A 20,139-nucleotide genomic window follows, 5' to 3' on the forward strand; every position below is an offset into this window, starting at 1 on the left:
AGCATCCTCCAGACAACCGAACATATAATCGTATATATGACTTCATTATACTACGATATTATAAAAAGATCAATAAAAATAACTTTTAAATAATGATATTTAATAAGTTTTAATACATTAACATAAACACTAACTATATCATACTTAAAGGGGAAATAGAAGTTCTCATTATTAATTGTATTGTTCACTTTTACCCACTATATCCAGGTTTTGAGGATAAAAGAAGGTACCAATCATTAGTCAGAAGATTATTAAAGAGGGGGCATCACAAAACATGCTTTTTTAAATTACTTGAAAAGTTGCAGAGGGTAGCCGATTAATATTTATAAGATAATTAGTAGTCGAATATACGAGTTTATTAGGATGGATAAACATGACCGAATGTCTATTCCATAATGTGAAAAACTAGAGCGATTAGCAGCTCTAGTTTTTCATTTCAAATAATCTATAATAACTTATTTAGTGAATGTATTCTAATCCTTTTCTGATAACATAGTCAGTCAGATTCAAAAATTATTCTAAATTTTTGTAACAATGTCTTCACTAGTAGAATCACTGGTAAGTCTAGATTTTTAACAACTATGAGTAACATAAATCAGGTAGAAAATGCCAATGCCTTATTTTACCCCAAATACTTAATTTTCTAAATACAATGTAATTTTTTATGCTTTTATGTTGTGGTATCATATAGAAAAACTATTTAAGTAATTCCATTAAATAATCATTCCTTATTAGTCTTTCTTTCTTATTATTTACACCCTCTTTTGCTGCTATTTGATACTCACTAGGTACATTGAGCTCAAATGAGACTAATCTTCTTCTTAATTCTTCATTCCCAAGTGCTTTAACAGCTTCATACTTTTCATATAAAGCTGTTATTAGTGAGAATGCATTTGCTTTATTATACCAATATGAATTGTTTTCTAATTCAAGATCTAATATTGTTTTAGCAACAGAATTCAATTTCTTCACTATGTTGTCCTTCGCAGGAAAACTTTCTGAGTAGCTATTTAGCAGGTCTTTACTAATGTTCCTTCCAAAGATACCTACTTCTATAGTTCCTAGAATATTTAGTGCAAACATCAAGTGAACTTGTCGGGAAATTTCATATGGACTAAAAATTGGTGATTTTAATAATAAATCATTAATGTATGCGATATCTTGTTCTGCAGCCCATTCTAAAAACTCACTTGGAAAATTGGGGTGATATTCAAATGTGTGGTCACCTTCATTTTGACTTTCTTTTTCATAATCTAAATCTATATCGAGCTCTTTAACGAGCATTTTTGCAACAAGCATTATTTCCGCAGGTGCATACTCAGTTGAGAGCTTTTCAATATTAGACAATGAATAATAAGTTCTATTTAGTCTTTTAAAAATTTCTAGTACTAATTTGTCATCATGTTTTATATCTAACTCAATCATAGCAATTTCGTATTTAAGAAAACTTTCTTTTTCTTCTGTACTAAGAGTAGACCAGTTTTTACCATCAACTTCGATTTCCCCTTCAATGAACTTCAAAATACTTGTTAATCTTTGTTGTCCATCTACTATACATGACGTTGTAACCATTGCTTCGACATCAAGATCTCCTTTCGCAACAAATATCTCAGGAAAAGGTAATCCCATCATTATTGTTCTTATAAAATCGATTCTATGAACTTCTCTCCAAACAAAGTTTCGTTGAAAATAAGGAGATAATATAATTCTCTCAGATTTTATTTCATTAATTACGTCCAAAAGTTGTCTAGCTCTTACGTTATATTTTACCTTCACAGTCTTGTACCCCCAATACGATTCATGTATTTATCTAGGCCTTCAATTTGTTTAAACTCAAAAAAGTACTGCGTCGCATAAATTCCAGCATTTATATTCTTAAATAACTTATGATGTTTATTTGATAATTTATTAAAAAAGGTCCACCATTCTTTTCTTTGTGGGCAATTTGGCATTAAGTCCGGTCTAAAAATACCATTTGTTATACACTTTTTGAATTCATGAATATTTGATACATTTTTTTTATTGAGATTAAATAAACTTTGATCTCTATATCCATTTGTTACTTTATAACTTAACTCTACATATCTCATGTATAATTCTGGACTAATAATAGCAATATCCAAATCAGATTTTCCTTCAATAAATTCTGTAAATTTAAAATAACTTTTTCCTGTTTTCGCAGATCCTACAACTTGCACTTGATTGAAAGGGATGCTAAAAAAATTACTAATTTCATCAAAAATTTGAAAGCCTATATCTTCCTTTCCTAAAAATGCTTTTGTAGGGTAACATATATATAATTTTCTAACTAGATCTTCTTTAGCTGTTAGTTGAGGCCATTCTTTCTCTAATGTTTCGGTATGCATATTCCTCACTCCTCAAATTCCTAATATACAATTGTAATAATATTAAATCCCTCCCATATTGATGTTATAGACGGAATCTCTCTAATTATAATGAGAAACTCTGTTTGAACTTGAAATCTTGTTAATATAATGCCTCCATCTTACGTGACAAGTTAGATGTCATACAGTCGGTAAAAATAAAAAAATTTATGCTTATCATCATTTTAAATAAAATCAATTTCATTTAGCATTGTGACTAGAGTTTTGCCCTTTACCCATAAATTTTGATTGTACATATTTATACCATTAATAACCAAAGTTTTTCTATTGGAATCTGTTCCTGTACCTCTAACAAAAAAATTATTTTCTTTAGATTTCGGAAAATTAATAGAAGTCTTAAATTTTCCTGTTTTTTTATTTTTGATTGCAATACCATCTTTGTTGTATTCTATAGATTCTATTAATTTATTATTAATAATCAAATCTCTTACTTCATTCCATACTTTTCTTACATCATTTTCTATTAAGCTATCTTGAAAGATTAATCGTTTAAATCCTAAAAACTTTTTTTCAAGCAATTTTGAAGAAGACGATGGTTCTTCAAAAAGAATGCACAAAAAATGCTGATTGCTAAAATAATTAAAAACAAAAGAATTTTCAAATTCAATAGTTTCATCTGTCCATTCTGTAAAATCTATTGTAAATAACTTCGTATCTTCCGTTCTAGTACCCTTTTTTGTTTGAGTTACAGTTTTCGGTATAATTCCAATTTTATTAAATAATTCAATTTTACTAATTTTTTTAACTTTTGCACCAAACATTTTAACTACTATTTGTTCAGATATAGATTTATGTACATCTCCTTTTTTATCTAAAGTAATAGGTATATCTAGCTCCAACATAAGCTGCTTAACAGTTTTTCCATGATACAATTCTGTTAATCGATGTAATTTTTCATCTAATTCTTTATATGTAGTGTAATGAGTCTTTAACACTTCAAACTTCTCACCAAAGTGTTTTTGCACAATATTTGAAACTGTTGTTCTTTTTAAACGAAATCTTGGTCTATTAGGCCATTTAGGAGCAATATCAATAAACATTAAGTCTTTTCTTAATTCAGAAGAAATCCTATGATACTCATTTTCTGGAAAGTCATACTCGTCTTGTAATTTCTCTATAAAGTCCCTAACAATATTCCAGTCATTTTTCAGAATTTCCTTATCTTCCTCGGGAAACTCATGAAATTGATAACCCTGAATTACAAAATTAGAATAGTCTATAGCTTTTACAGTTACGTTAGAGTCATAATGATAATAAACCAACAACATCTTTTTTAGTTTGTGCCAAAAATTAGATGACTCGAAATTTTCATTTGATATCTTTTTTGGAGAAACTGCAGTTATAGACATGGGCTCCTTCGCTTCAAATTGATGGATACTTGTCTTTTTTGGTATTCTAATTCCTGTTGTTTTTAACTCAATATCCTCACCATCAACAAACAAATCTGGACTTTGCTTTGTATCCGGTGGATACCCTAGTACAGACTGTTCAATTACATCCCCTGCAATCCCTGTAATTTTCGGGTTTGTTTTTGCTCTCACAAATATATTATTTCGATCTACTTCTCCTAATGTTTTACCAATAACATTGGAGAAAATATTTTCTAGTTCTTTTTTTGAAAAAACATGTCCTGTCAAAACAATCCCTCCTTTATTTAACTTGCCGCTACATCCTCTTGGAATTCCCTAAAAAAAGGATAATACCACTTTTTCTAAAATATGTATAAACTACTTTTAATGCCTAGTTAGTAAATAAACAAAGTTACTGTTATCGTAATCCCTTTTATTTTTTCAGAACGTTGGTATCTTACCAATCAGTCTCACTGAAATTCGTACGAACACCATTAGATACTAGTGCGACTGTAATATAATTGCAGCAACACTTTTAACTCGATCATCCATTTAATTTTCCAGATGCTTCTTGACTAATGTATGAGGTTGTAACAGTTATTTCGTATAATCGATATTTTATTAGACTAATTAGACCAGATGCTTCTTTAACACCTAATCCATTACTAATATAATTGCACTTTACTCCTACTGCTCCTTGTTTGGCAGAGCAGATAAAAGATTTATCCGTTTGAAGATTTAAGACATTAACATAACTTTCGTGTTCTTTGTAAGTTTATGAAAATTAACTTTATGCTAGCTCCTGCTACAACCTCCTGGATGCCCCACAGGATTCACCATTTCCTCTTTCAGGCAAGACCATATGTGTTGTCTATATTCGACATAGAAACTGAATTTGTAAATTTTATTCTCTCTTAATAGTTCAGCTTTTCCACTTCTTTCTCGAATTGGAAGGGTACTATGCTTTCTGCTAGCTTCTGGCTTGGCAGGTTAGCAGAGAACTTGAAGTTTCAACCTGACCTCCAAGAATAAGAGTACCGTCTTCCCCTCCAAATACGTGCATCATTTATTCTGCATCTTCTTTGGCAGTAAGGATGTTGCCTTGGGTTGCAGACTCATCCAATGGTACCTAGCCTTATTTGAGTTCGTATTCCTCAGACTGAAGGTTTGCCACTCGCATCCTTTAGACTCCACGTAAATATGAACACTAATGCGTTAAGCTACCGCTACTACTGACTCCACAATTAAGGACTATCACCCTATTAACTGAGAACCCATGCCTGGTGCACAAACAAAAACACTAACAACAACAATATGTGTTAGTGTTTCAAAGCACTCTACATATTTAAATACAAGATATAGGTGTCTCTGTCTAATTTTTAACGAGTAAAACTTAGTTGTTATATTTATTCCTTTGATTTTCTTGTTCTTTTTCAAGATCATTAAGGTAGCTAACGAGCTCGGATAATATTATACCGTACATTTTGGGGTTTTCATTATAATCATCCATGAAAGCATGAGTTATACCATGAGCTATTCGATGGTGATAATTATCTAAATCTAAGTAAGAAACTACATTGTATTTCTCTTTCCAGTGCATCCCTATATCCCAAGCAACTACTAAGTAAATATCCTTTTCGTCTTTCTCCCCGTTTTCAAACTCCTCTAGAAGCGCATCAACATTTTGTTTATATTCCAAAATTGCCGTAGGACCCTTTTCTAAATCATCCTCCCACATTTCATTAGTAATACCTAAAGGATTGGATTCTTTGTCAAAGATATGGTTTTCCTTTGGCTTTGAAAATGAAAATCTAAATATACCATCATATTGTTGATGTTGACTTGTAGCTAATAATTTTATGCCTCTAATTACTCCACCTGCAACCAATTGGTTGAACAACACAATTACATCTTGTTCGCTTCTTGGAAGTGAGGTAATACTAATTTCCTTAGTTGGAAGGAAAAATTTTTCATGTTTAATAATTAACGGATTTGCTGTTTCGTAATTTTTTTGATCCTCTATCCATTGTTCTTTTTTTGCTTGCTTTTTTAACTTTGGCTTACCTCCACCATCTTTCATAAGATGTGCTTTTCTATATCCCTTTAGAAAATTCACTATCTTGACTCCGATTTGTTGGGCTAAATTTACTAACTCTGGTTGAAACCCTTTCCTTCCTAAGTCAGGATCGGCTTTTATAAAATGGACAATAACATGAGTTTGATATTGGTATCCAGTTTCAAACGTTAGGGGTATTGCAATTAGCTCCCCTTGAGGCATATTGTTTGTTGCTAACTGGATTCCACCACTTATAATCCTCTGACCCTTTCTAATTTTAAGAAGTTCATCGTTGTATGTATCCCAAACTTTTCTTGAATAACAGAAAAAACCATATGCTGTCACAGTATACTCCTTTAGCAATGATTCTTCTTCAGAATCTTGACTAGCTTGGGAATCATCTGAATTTCCTGAAGCACTAAATTCCGCTATTAAATCTCTTGTATGATAAAATTTATAAACTGCGTTCAAATTCTTATATTGAGGTTTTAACTTATCAAGTGTATCTCCCTTTTCTGCAAGCTTGCTCCTCACTTTGATAATCTCAGATATATCTTTACTTCTATCTATAACTTTGTGCGGATAAATGTATTCAGCATCCTCTATTTCTTTAAGGCTGTCTTCATTACCTGATTTATCAATTACTTTCAAAGAGAATCCTATTTTTTCATTATCAGCCACACTGCCACCAGTGTTTATTTGGCCTAGAGGTGTTTTTATCATTAGTATGCTTTTCCACTGAAATGCTTTGTCTGCATTTAACCATGATAAATCCTTTGGCCTTCCGCTGCTCCCTCCAAACTTTATTGAAAACGTTGCTCCCCTATCTATGTCTTTAAAAGAGGAATCAATGAGAGTTGTTTCCTGAAATACCGGCCTACTGACATCATTAGTGGTATCGTTCACCCAATTCCTACCGTTGGTTAATTCTGCCAAAAAGTTAAAATCAGATGATTTTGAACCAACTTGAATATAGTTATATCCATAGGCTACAAACGTAGCCCCTACCCCCTTATTCCCACGTTCATCCTCATTTTTATTAAAAGAAACATTTGGCGCAAAAAATCCTAATTCCTTTTCGCTAAACCCCATGCCATTATCTGTCACACTAAATGTATTATTCTTTAAATCTACTGTGATCCATAGCCTTTTTTGATATCCATCTTCATTTAATATCTTTTTTCTCCTGTCTACAGAATCCATAGCGTTTTGAATTAGCTCACTAAAAGGATCAAAAAAACTCACATACGATTTTAAAATGTTCTTTATTTCTCTTTTACTAATTTCAGTAAAATATGAACTAATATTATCGTTTTGATTCTCTTTTAACTCTAATGGGTCTTTTCCGAATATAAAATTACTGTTAACCATAAGTCCTCCTTAAAACCTTTGTCTCCTAATAATCAAATTACTGTACTCTTTTTGGCGAGATTTTCAATATCTTCTTTCATTTTTACAACTTCCGTAAAAAACCATTCGAAATGGATTATTTCCCCATTAACAACAGATAGTCCCACCGCACTTTATGGGTGGAGGTAGAGATTTAAATAGACATATCTTTCATCATTACATACAATTCTTCTAATCGAGCAGAAAAAGTCCACTTTTCTCCCATAGACTAAAGTGTTATACCCATATTTTAACAAAATTAAAGACTTAGTGTACCCATTTTATAATAATTATTTACATTATTTGTTTGAATCTTAACCTAGTGACCATTTAATTGACATAAAATGCTTATATCTACGATCATTATCTCCGTAGCAAAATCGCAGAAGTGTCCTAACTTATACTACCGGAGCCTAGCATATACATTTTTATCCCACCATGTACGTAATCAAGCCATCAAAAAGCTCTTTAGTCATTTTATCCGTTATTATCTCACTTCCAACGTAGCATTCTGCATAGCCAATCCTTCGCCGTTATACATCGCCATAAAAATTTTTCGAATAGTTTATACATATTTAGCGACGGTCCGCGCTACTAGCCTCCCGTTTATCCCAACGAATTATACCTTGACTAATAAAACAAAAAATTCCCTTTCATTTTTCAAAGGATAACAAAGGGGAGTCTTTATAATTTTTCCTATTATATTATTTGTTACAATCAAATAATAATTGTATTCTTCATATATTATCCAATATATACTATTATGGGTAATTATTTACATAATTTAATTAAACAATAAAAAAGGATAGTAACCAATTTTAAAAGTTACTATCTCATTCCTGAAAATTCTATTAAAAGATATTCTAATAAGCCTCCCTATACAACTCCAACAAAGCCTTCCTAGCCGCTCTCCTCCCACTCCATCGATCCGTCCCAATTCCAATAATATCCTTATAAGGCGGTTCTTCCTGGCATATCGTCACAACTACTTTATAATGATCTTGATACTTTATAATCTCCATTTCAATCTCATCGTTGTACTCATTAAAAAACCGGGATACCCTTCGATCTATAAGGTCAGTAGTATTCATGGGATCCTCCATTTGGGATTAGTCATATTTTAAATTATTTTTGTTCTGTCTATTTACCGCCTTAATCTCCTCTACTTCTTTTGAAGCTTCTAACAAATATTGTGCGTTAACTTCATATTCTTCTATTTCTTTAATGAATTCTGAAGGCTTAATTCCTAATGCAGTCGCTAATTTTATGATTGTTTCTAATGTTGGGCTTTGTGAATTTCTTTCTAAGTTGCTTATGTATTTTCGGTTTAATTTGCTGTAGTCTGCTAGATCTTCTTGTGATTGTAGTTTTTGCTTACGTAGTTTTCTTAATGGTTCGCCAATCAAAATGGTCATTTTCTCTTCCAATAGTCATACTCCTTTTTAAGACCATTAGATACCTCTGGAAAAAGATTGACCACGCACGATAATGACCATTTGTTGCCCTTATTCAACTTTTAAAAATCCACACAAAAAAGCGACAGTCTATGAACTGCCGCTATCAAGTTATTTAGTTTTTTATAATTATGGCAACAATGTCAAAACCGCAAAAAAATGCATAACGGATGCAGCAATGACGAAAAGATGCCAAATCGCATGATGATAATGAAATCCCCGCCAAACATAAAAAATGGCTCCAACAGTATACAAAACACCGCCAATCACTAAGAACAGAAGTCCCCGAGCTGATACGTTTTCTGTTAATGGCCCCCAGGCAAACACGATAAGCCAACCCATTACGACATATAATCCTGTTGAGGTATGTAAGAAGCGTTTGACAAACAAAGATTTAAAGACGGTTCCGGCAATGGAAAGGCCCCATACAATTCCAAAAAGAGTCCAACCTGGAGCTCCTTTTACCGCAATAAATAAGAATGGTGTATACGTTCCGGCAATGAAAAAATAGATGGATGAATGATCTAGAATTTCAAAGACGTCCTTTGCTTTACCGGGTGGAAAGCTGTGGACGAGTGTAGATGATGTATAGAGGAGGACCATGGTCACTCCGAATAAGGTAAAGCTCACGACATGCCACGCTGTTCCGTGCAAAGATGAAAATACAATCAAAATAACTAGGGCGGCAATGCTTAATAAAGCGCCTATTCCATGGATAATGGCGTTGGCAATCTCCTCTTGCTTCGTAAAAATATGTGTATTAGCCAATTCTTTTTTTCACTCCATTCATTGACCTCAAGATAATTCTTCTATTATATGTTCCAATAACTTGTATCCTTCAACATGTGTTAGCTGGATAATGAGTTTTTGTTTTCCCCAGGTTTCTACAGAACATTATATACCTATCACCACCTACCTTTAAAATATTTTGGTTAGGGGAGAAACATAGTCAGTTCAAAAAAATCTGGTGGCAATCATTACCTGCCATTTCTTAACTGATTTATGTCAAAACGATTACAAAATTGTGTTACCATAATCAAGGGAAATTTATACATACATTCAACAAGATGGATACAGGGGGAAAGTAGCTATGGACAAATGGATTGGGAATCACCCTACCTTGTCTCAAAAGACTCTAAAGACTAAATATAAACAAATTCTCCATGTGGATCGTTGGGCTGTGCTTGGTGAGAATGAACGGGTGTTGAAGGTGATCGAAGGTGAGCTGGATAAGCGTGGCGGCAAGGAAATTGATGGTGTCATTGCTCTAACTGACACAAGGGTCATGTTCATTTCACGTTCGGAGAATTCTTCTTACAATTATTCTTCTATTTATGATATCCGAATCACGGAGGACGGCAAGGATAAGCATGAATGGAAGCTGAGTTTTTCTGCAGGCGGCCGCCGGGTTGTGGTCGATGATATCTCGAAGAATGATGACAGCGATGAATTTTTCTATATTTTAAATCAGAAAGTCCAAAATCCAAACCGCAAGATGGAAACGACCGTTACGCATGATTTTACTTATTTCCTTCATAAAGAAAGATTAGCAGATTTGCGTAAGCAGCAGGTGGCTATCACTCCTTTCCTGTTAAAAAGAGATGATCAGGGAACAAGTGACAATGGTCTTCGACTATTGAAAGAAAAGCACCCTCATGCTTTATTCATCGTCCAGGGAAAATATAAAAAAGATAAGGCGGAAGGCGATTTTATCGTAGTCGATGATTTCGTCTATCTCTATCAATATGATAATAAAGAGCGCGTTGCCACCCTTCTCCACACATGGGCATTTGGTGCCTTTAATGGTGAAACAGTCGATTACTTTGCGTTAAAAACCGTTGTAACGGTTGAAGGCGGTGAGCTTACTTTTAACTCCAAAGGAAAAGAATTTGCTGCCATGCTTGCAGAAAAAGGCGCATTCTTCACTGTCCAGAAGAGAAAATGGCATCAGAAGATTCTAGGTTTCCGCAGCGGCAAGCTTTGGAAAAAAGGTTTCGCTTCCCTTTCTTATCTGCTCATCCTGGTAATTGTCTTGGCGATGATTTTTGGAGAAGATGAAACGGAAAGCAAGAAAGCTCCAGCACAGGGAGTTGCAGACACCCATACAGAAACAAAGAACAGCAAAAAAGAAACAGATGATAAAGCCCGTCTTGCTGCTGAACAGAAAGCGAAGGAAGATGAAGCTGCACGCCTCGCTGCCGAGAAAAAAGCGAAAGAACAAGAGGCTGCTCGTCTTGCTGCTGAACAAAAAGCCAAGGAAGAAGCCGCTCGTATTGCTGCCAAGCAGAAGGCAAAAGAAGAAGAAGAAGAAGAAGCTGCCCGTCTTGCCGCCGAGAGAAAAGCACAAGAAGAAGAAGCTGCCAAAGCAGCCGCAGCAAATGTTTACTATAAAAACTGTAGTGCTGTTAGAGATGCAGGTGCAGCTCCAATCCGTACAGGAGATCCTGGATACTCCAGGAAACTGGACCGAGATGGAGACGGCATTGCGTGTGAATAGTTAATCAATAAAGAAGAGTAGACTACTAATGTTACTCTTCTTTTCTTTTAATAAATAATATACTATTAAAAGTTCCTCACTTACATTAGTTCGGGCCCAGCCCATTATTTATTATATAAATAATTGTAAACACACTTCTCAGTTTCTTCTTCGGTTTCCTTCATACATTGACCCAACACCTTCATCGACTCATCAAAATTATCGAAACCCTCTCCAGTCCATTCGTCACTATAAACCCATTCCTTGTCATATGTTCCCCACACGACATCGTATTGTTCTTATTTAATCTTAGGTTCTTCACCTTTCGTCTCCTATTCTTGTACATCTTTTTTCACTCCTTTTTGAGGTTCCATATCTATTGAGCCACAACCTGCCAACATATAGATTGTAAAAGTAAGAACTAAGGAGAGAATCATTTTACGCATATCTTTTACCTCTTAAACTTATCTTCCCCCGATCATCCTTTACAATTCTTATGTTTTATCCATTATTGTTTGTCCTTCATTCTGCCGAGCATTAAGTAAAAAGAGAACTCCCAATTTGAAATGATTTTGTTGACTAAAATAAAATAACATGTTAATTTGTATATGCAAATGAGAATAATACTGGAATCAGTAATGAAAGAAAATCAGATTCATTGTTTACCAGCTATGCTGGTACCTTAGGAAAAAAACGGATTTAAGAAAAATGCTGTAAGAAGCGCGCAATAAGCTTGAAAGAAATCTTTTTTTAACCATTCATTTGCATATACAAATATTCAAGGAGGCTATTATGATGTCTGAAAAATTATTACTCATTGTCGGTGCTGGACCTGGGATAAGTTTAAATACTGCAAGGAAATTTGGAAAAGAAGGCTTTACAATTGCCATGATTTCTCGCAATATGGACTCCCTTCAGAAACATGTGGGCGAACTAAAAAATGACGGAATAGCGGCAGAAGGTTTTACAGGCGATGCTTCATCGGAAGAATCATTAAAGGCGGCAATTGATCAGGTAATCAAAGCTTATGGGAACATTGATGTACTCTTATACAACGCTGCTGCTGGAACACCTGGAAAACCAACGACATTAAACTCAGATCAACTCGTTCATGATTTTAAAATCAGTGTAGCTGGTGCTCTTGCCAGCGTTCAAGCCGTGATTCCACATATGGAAGATGGAACTATTCTTTTAACAGGTGGCGGATTAGCCCTTTATCCATACGCTGACTACGCTTCATTGGCTATTGGAAAAGCCGGTATCCGCAATTTGGCTTACAGCTTGCAGCAGGAATTGAGCCCAAAAGGGATCTATGTGGGAACATTGACGATTAAAGGGTTTGTCCAGGAAGGTACTTATTTCTCTGCTGAAAAGATTGCGAATGCATTTTATCGTATGTACGTTAATCGCACGGAAACAGAAGTTGAATATGGGGAAATGTAAATTTTTTTAATCGCTCATTTGCATGTGCAAATGTATAGAAATTATCATAAAACAAAAGGAGACTTACGCATGAAAACTCTTGTCATCATCACTCACCCAAATTTGGAACAATCTCGCATTAACCGCACTTGGATGGAAGAACTGAATAAACACGAAGAAATTACGGTTCATGTTCTTCATCAAGCTTACCCTGACGGAAGAATAGATGTTGCACACGAACAAAGCTTGCTGGAATCACATGACCGTATAATTCTTCAATTTCCATTCTACTGGTACAGCACGCCTCCTTTGTTGAAACAGTGGCAGGATGAAGTGCTCTCATACGGCTGGGCATACGGTCCTGGCGGTAACAAGCTTCACGGAAAAGAACTGGGTCTAGCCATTTCAACTTTCGGACCGGAAGATTCTTACCAGACTACTGGCTACAATCATTTTACAATGGAGACTTTAACCACTCCTTTGCAGCAAACAAGTAATCTCATTGGCACCAAGTTCTTACCTTTATTTGTACTGAATGGCGTTATGCATGTATCAGACGAAGCACTTGCTGAGAATGCTAAGAAATATGTTGAATACGTTCTTCAGGCAACAAAGATCGAGCAGCGATAAAAATTACACAAAAAACCCTTGACCTCAACTTAGGTTGAGGTTGTATCTTTTTATTTGAACCTATTCAAAAGAATCTTGGAGGAATGAATTATGACGAAATATGCATTTGTAACAGGAGCGAATAAAGGGATTGGGTATGAAGTTGTCCGACAGTTGGCTGAAGAGAATTACACCGTATTTTTAGGAGCTCGCAATGAGGAACTTGGTTTAAAAGCTTTAGAATCAATTGGTAAATCAAATGTTTCGTATGTTCAGGTAGATGTAACCGACACAGAATCCATTGAAAAGGCGAAGAATACCATCCTTGAAGTGACAGAACACTTAGATTTGTTAATAAACAACGCTGGGATTGCCCTCGATTTCGGGATCTCCCCTACTGAATTAAAAATAGAAACGCTGCGTGAAGAATTCAATGTGAACTTCTTTGGAACGTTTCAGATGATCCAAACTTTTTTACTGCTTATAAAAAATGCTCAACGCGGAAAAATTGTGAATGTGACAACCGATATGGCTTCGCAAACGATGTTTGATAATGGTCAGGCGGGGCATCTAAATTTATTAGGCTACAATTCATCTAAAACGGCTGCAAATGCCTTAACCTTGTCCTTCGGGAAAGAATTTGGGATCAATGGGCCAGAAATTTTCAGCGTAACACCTGGTTTTACCTCAACTGACCTAAACGGCAATGCTCCTGGAGGCAAAACAACGGCGGAAGGCGCAAAGATCATTGTTGATTACGCATTAAGCGAAAACGGTTATAATGGAAAAATACTAAACAACAACGGAATCATTCCATGGTAATCACCAAAGGGGCGCGATTATGACTTATACGATTGGCCAAGTCGCAAAAATGAAGGATTTATCCATCTCGCAATTACGATACTATGATAACCAGGGCCTGTTCCCTTTCCTAAAAAGAACAGAAAAAGGCGATCGGGTTTTTGACGAGGACTCCTTGAAATTCATGGATTTCATTCTATGTTTAAAAGAAACCGGTATGCCAATCAAGGACATAAAACGGTTCGTAGAATGGTCGATGATTGGGAAAGAGACGAATCCCGAACGGATCGAGATGATGAAACAACAAGAAATGAAGATTCAACAACAAATTCGTGAATCCGAAGAAAACCTCATTAAGATCCAGGAAAAGATTTTACGATTAGAACGAGAAATGCAAAACTGATCAGAGAAGACCAACGTTGCAAAACTGTTGGTCTTCTTTGTGATTTTTAAAAGACAAAAAATATGTATTCAACTAATAAATAGTATACAGATAGGAATCAGTCTGCTCTTAAAAGAATATAAGTAGGTAAAACTGTAAATGAGGGATAACCGTGGCTTTAGTTGCGATTTATACAGTAGGCAGGTTAAAACATTCAGAAGAACACCCAGCTTCACGTGAATTTTTTGAAGTTGGTGCTGAAGTTATGCGGGAGGCTGCAAAAACTGGTCATCTATTAAAAGAATTCACTCCTAATGGAAGGTATTTCCCTGAAAAAGAAAGCATAAGCGAAGGGACGCCTATTCTAACCTTGACAGTATGGAAAAGCCTATCAGCTTTGTATACTTTCTCTTACTCTGGCCTGCATAAGGAAGCTTTACGGAATAGAAAAAAGTGGTTTGGCAATTTTGAAGAAAGAAATCCCAATTATATCGTATGGTGGACGGATAAGGTAACGGATGTATCATGGAAAGAAGCTTTTAAGAGATACGACTTATACCTAAAACATGGACCAGGTCCTTTGGCATTTGATTTTAAGCATGTTTTTGATGAAAATGGAAAAAAAACTGTGCTTTAAATTGTCATGTATAAGCAGAAAAGGCAATTACCATTTCAGTAATTGCCTTCATTTTGCCTCAATGCATTCGTCTTACATCAATGTTTCTTATGTTCTTTGTCTTTCTTTTTCCCTTTTCCTTTCTCCCTTTTCTTCGGCTCTTCCGCCTGCTTCTTATCTTCTTTTTTCTGCTCTTCCTCTCTCTTCTTCTCCTCAGCCATTCTTTCTTGCTCTTTTCTCTTTTTCTCTTCCTCTAACGCTTTTTGCTGTTCTTCTTTTTTCCTGTGCTCTTCCACCAGCTTATTAATGGAAGACAGATCAAATTGTTTTTTTGAAAATTGATTGATTGATTTGGAGAATATTTCTTTAAATATGACGGTAACGGTACTTCCGCTGGATTGTGTCAGGTAATGATTTTCATCTGTTTGGTCATAGCCCATCCAGACGGCACCGACTATTTCAGGCGTATATCCGACAAACCAGTGATCCTTTGTTCCTGCTTCATTTGCAAAAGGAACTTCTGTCGTACCCGTTTTAGCCGCAATCTCCCAGCCATCCACTTTGGCATTCTTCCCTGTTCCTTCTTCAACGACTCCCTTTAACATATACGTCATTTGAGTCGCAACCTTTTCATCTGTAACCTTCGTCGCATTGTTCTGCCACTTTGCGATCACATTTCCTTCAGCGTCCTCGATTCTTTTTATCGCGTGAGCCTCTGTCCTTAATCCTTTGTTCGGGAATGCGGAATAGGCCTGCGCCAACGCTAAAGGAGAGATCCCCTTGTTCATCCCGCCGAGTGCCAGGCCAAGTTGATGGTCTTCTTGCTCGAGTTTGATCCCAAAACGCTCGACTGAATTTATCCCATACTTCAGTCCCATTTGATCGAGCAGCCATACAGGCGGGACATTATAGGAGTGGATGACCGCATCATACATGGATACCTGACCGCGGAATTGGCGGTCGTAATTCATCGGCTGATATCCGCCGAGATTGATTGGCATATCCTGCAGCATATCGAACATCTTATATCCTTTTTCCAGGGCAGGAGTATACACGGCGAGCGGCTTCATCGTCGAACCTGGCTGCCTTTTTAGTTGTGTCGCACGGTTGAATCCTCGGAAAGTATGTTCCCCCCGGCCCCCAACAAGTGCACTAATCCCTCCGGTTGATGGGTTGATAAAAGCAGCCCCGCTCTGGATCAGCTGATCAGGCTGGCTTTCTGGAAACAAACTTTTATCCTTGAACACTTCTTCAACAGCACCCTGGATTTCGGGATTCATTTCAGTATAGATTCGCAGCCCGCCTGAAAGAATTTCATTTTCTGTCAGGTCGTACTTTTGGATGGCTTCGTCAATGATATGGTCAAGGTAATAAGGGTATTTTCCTTCATAATCGTCGATTTTCTTCCCTTGTAACACAATTTGCTGTTCCTTGGCCTTTTCCAGTTCCTTTTTACTAATGTAGCCTTCTTTTTCCATTAATGAAAGGACGACATTTCTCCGCTGAACCGATTTTTCCATGTCTTTAAACGGCGATAAGACGGACGGGGCCTTGATTAACCCTGCCATCATCGCCGATTCGCTTAAGCTTAAGTCGCTGACATCCTTGCCAAAATAGGTTTGAGCGGCACGCTGGATTCCCCATGCACCTTCGCCAAAATAAATCTGGTTCAGGTACCGTTCCATGATTTCATCTTTCGAATATTTTTGTTCAATTCTTTTTGTAAGGATTAATTCTTTAAACTTTCTCGTGTAAGTACGTTCCTGTGATAAAAACGCATTTTTCGCCAGCTGTTGTGTAAGCGTACTGCCGCCGGCCACAATGTCACCACTCACTGTATTCTGAACGAACGCCTTGGCAATCGCGAAATAATTGATTCCGTCGTGCTTGTAAAATCTTTGATCCTCCGTCGAAATCACTGCTTGGATTAGGTGATCCGGGATTTGTTTTATGCTCACTCCTTCGATATTCGAAGCCGCAACCTTACTTGCAACCTTGTTATGTTGATCAAAAATGATCGTTGGCTGTGGCGCTGGATCTTCCAATTTGCTCACATCCGTACTCCAGATCATGATATTAAGGATCAGTAAACCCAAAATGACCAAAGCCCCACTAATGGCGATGACTTTCTTCAACGTACTTTTGGATTTGATTTCATTCCAATCGATTTTTGATTTTTTCCTTTGCTGCCTTCTTTCCATTCTCCCCAATTGTCATTCCCACCTTGTTTTCTTATGTTGATGAACTAGTTGTTTAATAAGTTTTTTAACTTAATAGGTGCCTGACATTAAACGAGTGCACCAAACAATTATATAGAATAATATTTTTTAGACCAATTATAAAGATTCGCTTTTGGAGTTGATTTTATGGGGTTTTTTCTGATGGATGAGATATTATGAGCCGAGTTTTACATGGAGGGAAACAGTTTTAAATTAAAAATACCCGTTTCATATTTTGTGAAACCGCCTTTCTCCAAGATTGTTTAATAAAGTTTAAATTTCTTCTATAATCATTATAGGGTCACCACCCATTATTCGCCGAAATGAGGGATGGAATGTGCAGGTTTTTGAAACGGAGCGTTTGAATGTCCGCTGGCTGGAGGTTCGTGATGCGGAGTTTATTTTACTATTATTGAATGAACCGGGATGGCTTCAGTATATAGGTGATAAAGGAATTCAGTCGATTGAGGATGCAGAGAATTATATTTTGTCTGGTCCAAGGAGCATGTATGAACGGCACGGGTTTGGGCTCTTTGTCGTTGAAACGAAAGAAACTCAAATTCCATTAGGTTTGTGTGGATTGATTAAACGGGATGGGCTTGAGGATGTGGATCTTGGCTTTGCCTTCCTTGCAGCACATCAAAACAAAGGATATGCCTATGAAGCGGCTAAAGGTACTTTGGAATACGCGAGGAAATTGGGTATAGACAGGCTCGTAGCCATCACTACGAAGGATAACACGTCCTCTTCTAAGCTGCTGGAAAAACTCGGCATGGTGCTTGAAGGGTATGTGACTCTTCCTAATGATACTGAAGAACTGAAACTTTATGGTATTGACCTCAAAGAATGAACAAAGCACGGGGACGTATCTNNAGATACGTCCCCGTGCTTTAATTTTATCTTTATTCAAAAAGAGGACTTACTGCTTTTTCATTATGAATACGGTCGATTGCATCGACAAGCAATGGTGCAATTGATAAGGTTGTAATTTTATCTATCATTTTCTCTTCTGGAAGCTCAATTGAATTCGTGACGACTAATTCTTTTATTGCTGATCCTTCTATCCTGCTGATGGCTGCTCCGGAAAGTACAGCGTGAGTGCAGCATGCATACACTGCTTTTGCTCCTTTTTCCATTAATGCATTAGCTGCTAACGTGATTGTGCCCGCTGTATCGATCATGTCATCAATTAGAATGGCATTTTTCCCTTCAATGTTCCCGACAATGTTCATCACTTCTACAACATTCGGCTGTGGACGGCGTTTATCTACTAATGCGATCGGTGCATGTAAACGGTTCGCTAATTTCCTGGCTCTTACTACCCCGCCATTATCTGGGGCAACTACTACAATATCCTCTAACCCTTTATTGTCAAAGTATTCAGCAAGGATCGGGACGCCTACTAATTGGTCAACAGGTATATCGAAAAAACCTTGTATTTGCGGGGCATGAAGGTCAATTGTAAGAACTCTGTGCGCTCCAGCTGTTTCGAGAAGGTTTGCTACTAGTTTTGCCGTAATCGGTTCCCGGGAACGTGCTTTTCGGTCTTGTCTTGCATATCCGTAGTAAGGAATAACGACATTAATGGTTTTTGCTGAGGCTCTTTTCAATGCATCAATCATGATGAGCAACTCCATAAGATGTTCATTGCCAGGCTGAGAAGTCGACTGAACCAAATAAACATCACTTCCACGAACACTTTCTTCTATATTAATCTGAATTTCCCCATCACTAAATCGAGTTACAGAGCTTTTCCCTAACTCGCATCCTAAAAGTCTCGCCATTTCTGATGCTAATTTTGGGTTAGAATTCAAACTAAACATTTTAAAACGGTTTGATAATTGATAAGCCAATGTAACTCCTCCAAGATCTATTATTTAAACCAACTCAATTAATATTTTACCATAATTCCTGAAAGCGGTTCCTATCTATTTTAAGCTTTTCTTTTTCAATGGTTCAATTCGGTTTTCAATTTCTACTTCAACCATATTATTTGAAGGCTCGAATTCTCATACTGGAAGAATAATAGTAGTTTCTTTTTACTGTAAAACGGGAACTTCATATAGTAAATGACTTATATAGGAAGTGAACTTTATATGAATTCACCCTCTACAATAGAAGTAAATGAGAAATTGAGAGAAGCGAAGCCGTGGGTACGCCGTTTTGGCCGATTAGGTTACTGGGCTAAAGGGCTTGTATACGTGATGGTCGGCGTACTGGCAGCTTTAGCAGCCATCGGCCCCAGTGGAGATACAACTGGCACTTCGGGTGCACTTCAATCTCTCGCCGAAATGCCATTTGGTGAAGTTGCATTATGGTTCATTGGATTTGGTTTAATCGGTTATATTCTATGGAATTTTATTAAAGCGATTAAGGATCCCGAAAATGAAGGAAATAATGCTAAAGGTCTGATTAAAAGATCGGGTTCCTTCATCAGCGGACTCATTTATACGAGTCTCGCATTTGGGGCCATTCAGTTAGCTACTCACACGGGGAACGCTGGCAGCGATAATTCGCACAAGACGATTTCCGCCAAGTTAATGGGACAGCCATTTGGCGTATGGTTAATTGGATTAGTAGGAGCCATTATTATTGGATACGGTCTGTACGAGCTTTATAGTGGTGCAAAGGAAAAATTCATGTCAAAATTCAAAACGTATGAAATGAATGACCAAGAACGTAAAATTGCACAATTGTCAGGTAAAATCGGCCTGGTTTCTCGTGGCATCGTTCTAAGCATGGTCGGCTTTTTCTTCATTCGCACAGCCTACACACATAATCCAAACGAATCAAAAGGGTTTGGCGGTGCTCTTACAGAACTAGCCAGCCAGCCATTTGGCCAGATCCTACTGGCTATCGTGGCAGTTGGACTTATATTATATGGCGTCTACCAAATCATCCGCGGACGCTATCAGCATATGAACTTTGGAAAATAAATTAAAAGAAGCACGGGGACGTATC

17 protein-coding genes are annotated in these 20,139 nt (G+C 36.6%); 8 read left to right on the forward strand and 9 right to left on the reverse strand.

Features of this window, described 5'->3' with window-relative positions:
* Positions 1–696 precede the first annotated feature (696 nt).
* The 7 genes from V7201_RS06920 to trhA form a co-directional block, all read right to left on the reverse strand.
* Positions 697–1,776, reverse strand: coding sequence for a DUF262 domain-containing protein (locus V7201_RS06920; protein WP_335376063.1), 1,080 nt, complete (start codon positions 1,774–1,776; stop codon positions 697–699).
* Complete coding sequence (locus V7201_RS06925; protein ID WP_335376064.1) at positions 1,773–2,366, reverse strand: hypothetical protein; 594 nt, start codon at positions 2,364–2,366, stop codon at positions 1,773–1,775. Before V7201_RS06925 ends, V7201_RS06920 begins: the two co-directional genes overlap by 4 nt.
* A 203-nt stretch (positions 2,367–2,569) precedes the next feature.
* On the reverse strand, positions 2,570–4,042 hold the full coding sequence (locus V7201_RS06930) for a MutH/Sau3AI family endonuclease (protein WP_335376065.1): 1,473 nt from the start codon (positions 4,040–4,042) through the stop codon (positions 2,570–2,572).
* A 1,105-nt stretch (positions 4,043–5,147) separates the two neighbouring features.
* Positions 5,148–7,181: an ATP-binding protein gene (locus V7201_RS06935; RefSeq protein WP_335376066.1), complete on the reverse strand. Its 2,034-nt coding sequence runs from the start codon at positions 7,179–7,181 to the stop codon at positions 5,148–5,150.
* 881 nt (positions 7,182–8,062) lie between these two features.
* On the reverse strand, positions 8,063–8,290 hold the full coding sequence (locus V7201_RS06940) for a hypothetical protein (RefSeq protein WP_335376067.1): 228 nt from the start codon (positions 8,288–8,290) through the stop codon (positions 8,063–8,065).
* Between the two features lie 18 nt (positions 8,291–8,308).
* Positions 8,309–8,626, reverse strand: coding sequence for a helix-turn-helix domain-containing protein (locus V7201_RS06945; RefSeq protein WP_335376068.1), 318 nt, complete (start codon positions 8,624–8,626; stop codon positions 8,309–8,311).
* A 156-nt stretch (positions 8,627–8,782) separates the two neighbouring features.
* Positions 8,783–9,421: a PAQR family membrane homeostasis protein TrhA gene (gene trhA / locus V7201_RS06950; RefSeq protein ID WP_335376069.1), complete on the reverse strand. Its 639-nt coding sequence runs from the start codon at positions 9,419–9,421 to the stop codon at positions 8,783–8,785.
* A 322-nt stretch (positions 9,422–9,743) separates the two neighbouring features.
* Between trhA and V7201_RS06955 the strand changes: the two genes are divergently transcribed.
* From V7201_RS06955 to V7201_RS06980, 6 genes are all read left to right on the forward strand, one after another.
* Positions 9,744–11,150: an excalibur calcium-binding domain-containing protein gene (locus tag V7201_RS06955; RefSeq protein ID WP_335376070.1), complete on the forward strand. Its 1,407-nt coding sequence runs from the start codon at positions 9,744–9,746 to the stop codon at positions 11,148–11,150.
* A gap of 771 nt (positions 11,151–11,921) precedes the next feature.
* Positions 11,922–12,572 (forward strand): SDR family NAD(P)-dependent oxidoreductase, encoded by a 651-nt coding sequence (locus tag V7201_RS06960; RefSeq protein WP_335376071.1) that lies wholly within the window; start codon positions 11,922–11,924, stop codon positions 12,570–12,572.
* 69 nt (positions 12,573–12,641) lie between these two features.
* A complete protein-coding gene (locus V7201_RS06965; RefSeq protein WP_335376072.1) occupies positions 12,642–13,181 on the forward strand; it encodes an NAD(P)H-dependent oxidoreductase in 540 nt (179 codons plus the stop codon).
* A gap of 90 nt (positions 13,182–13,271) precedes the next feature.
* A complete protein-coding gene (locus tag V7201_RS06970; protein WP_335376073.1) occupies positions 13,272–13,982 on the forward strand; it encodes an SDR family NAD(P)-dependent oxidoreductase in 711 nt (236 codons plus the stop codon).
* Positions 13,983–14,001: 19 nt separating this feature from the next.
* Positions 14,002–14,364 carry a MerR family transcriptional regulator gene (locus tag V7201_RS06975; RefSeq protein ID WP_335376074.1) on the forward strand — a complete coding sequence of 121 codons (363 nt, stop codon included), beginning with the start codon at positions 14,002–14,004 and terminating at the stop codon, positions 14,362–14,364.
* Between the two features lie 151 nt (positions 14,365–14,515).
* Complete coding sequence (locus V7201_RS06980; protein WP_335376075.1) at positions 14,516–14,980, forward strand: DUF3291 domain-containing protein; 465 nt, start codon at positions 14,516–14,518, stop codon at positions 14,978–14,980.
* A gap of 77 nt (positions 14,981–15,057) precedes the next feature.
* On the opposite strand, the gene V7201_RS06985 is transcribed toward V7201_RS06980, so the two are convergent.
* Positions 15,058–17,160 (reverse strand): transglycosylase domain-containing protein, encoded by a 2,103-nt coding sequence (locus tag V7201_RS06985; protein ID WP_335376079.1) that lies wholly within the window; start codon positions 17,158–17,160, stop codon positions 15,058–15,060.
* 355 nt (positions 17,161–17,515) lie between these two features.
* Here V7201_RS06985 and V7201_RS06990 point away from each other — a divergent pair, with 355 nt between their 5' ends.
* Positions 17,516–18,028: a GNAT family N-acetyltransferase gene (locus V7201_RS06990; RefSeq protein ID WP_335376076.1), complete on the forward strand. Its 513-nt coding sequence runs from the start codon at positions 17,516–17,518 to the stop codon at positions 18,026–18,028.
* Positions 18,029–18,080: 52 nt separating this feature from the next.
* Here the strand turns inward: V7201_RS06990 and V7201_RS06995 are convergent, their stop codons facing one another.
* Complete coding sequence (locus tag V7201_RS06995) at positions 18,081–19,031, reverse strand: ribose-phosphate diphosphokinase (RefSeq protein WP_335376077.1); 951 nt, start codon at positions 19,029–19,031, stop codon at positions 18,081–18,083.
* Between the two features lie 243 nt (positions 19,032–19,274).
* On the opposite strand from V7201_RS06995, the gene V7201_RS07000 reads away from it, so the two are divergent.
* Positions 19,275–20,114: a DUF1206 domain-containing protein gene (locus tag V7201_RS07000; protein WP_335376078.1), complete on the forward strand. Its 840-nt coding sequence runs from the start codon at positions 19,275–19,277 to the stop codon at positions 20,112–20,114.
* Positions 20,115–20,139: the final 25 nt, after the last annotated feature.

Origin of the sequence: Bacillus sp. JJ1122, from assembly GCF_036964885.1 — a bacterium.
Classification (GTDB): domain Bacteria; phylum Bacillota; class Bacilli; order Bacillales; family Cytobacillaceae; genus Mesobacillus.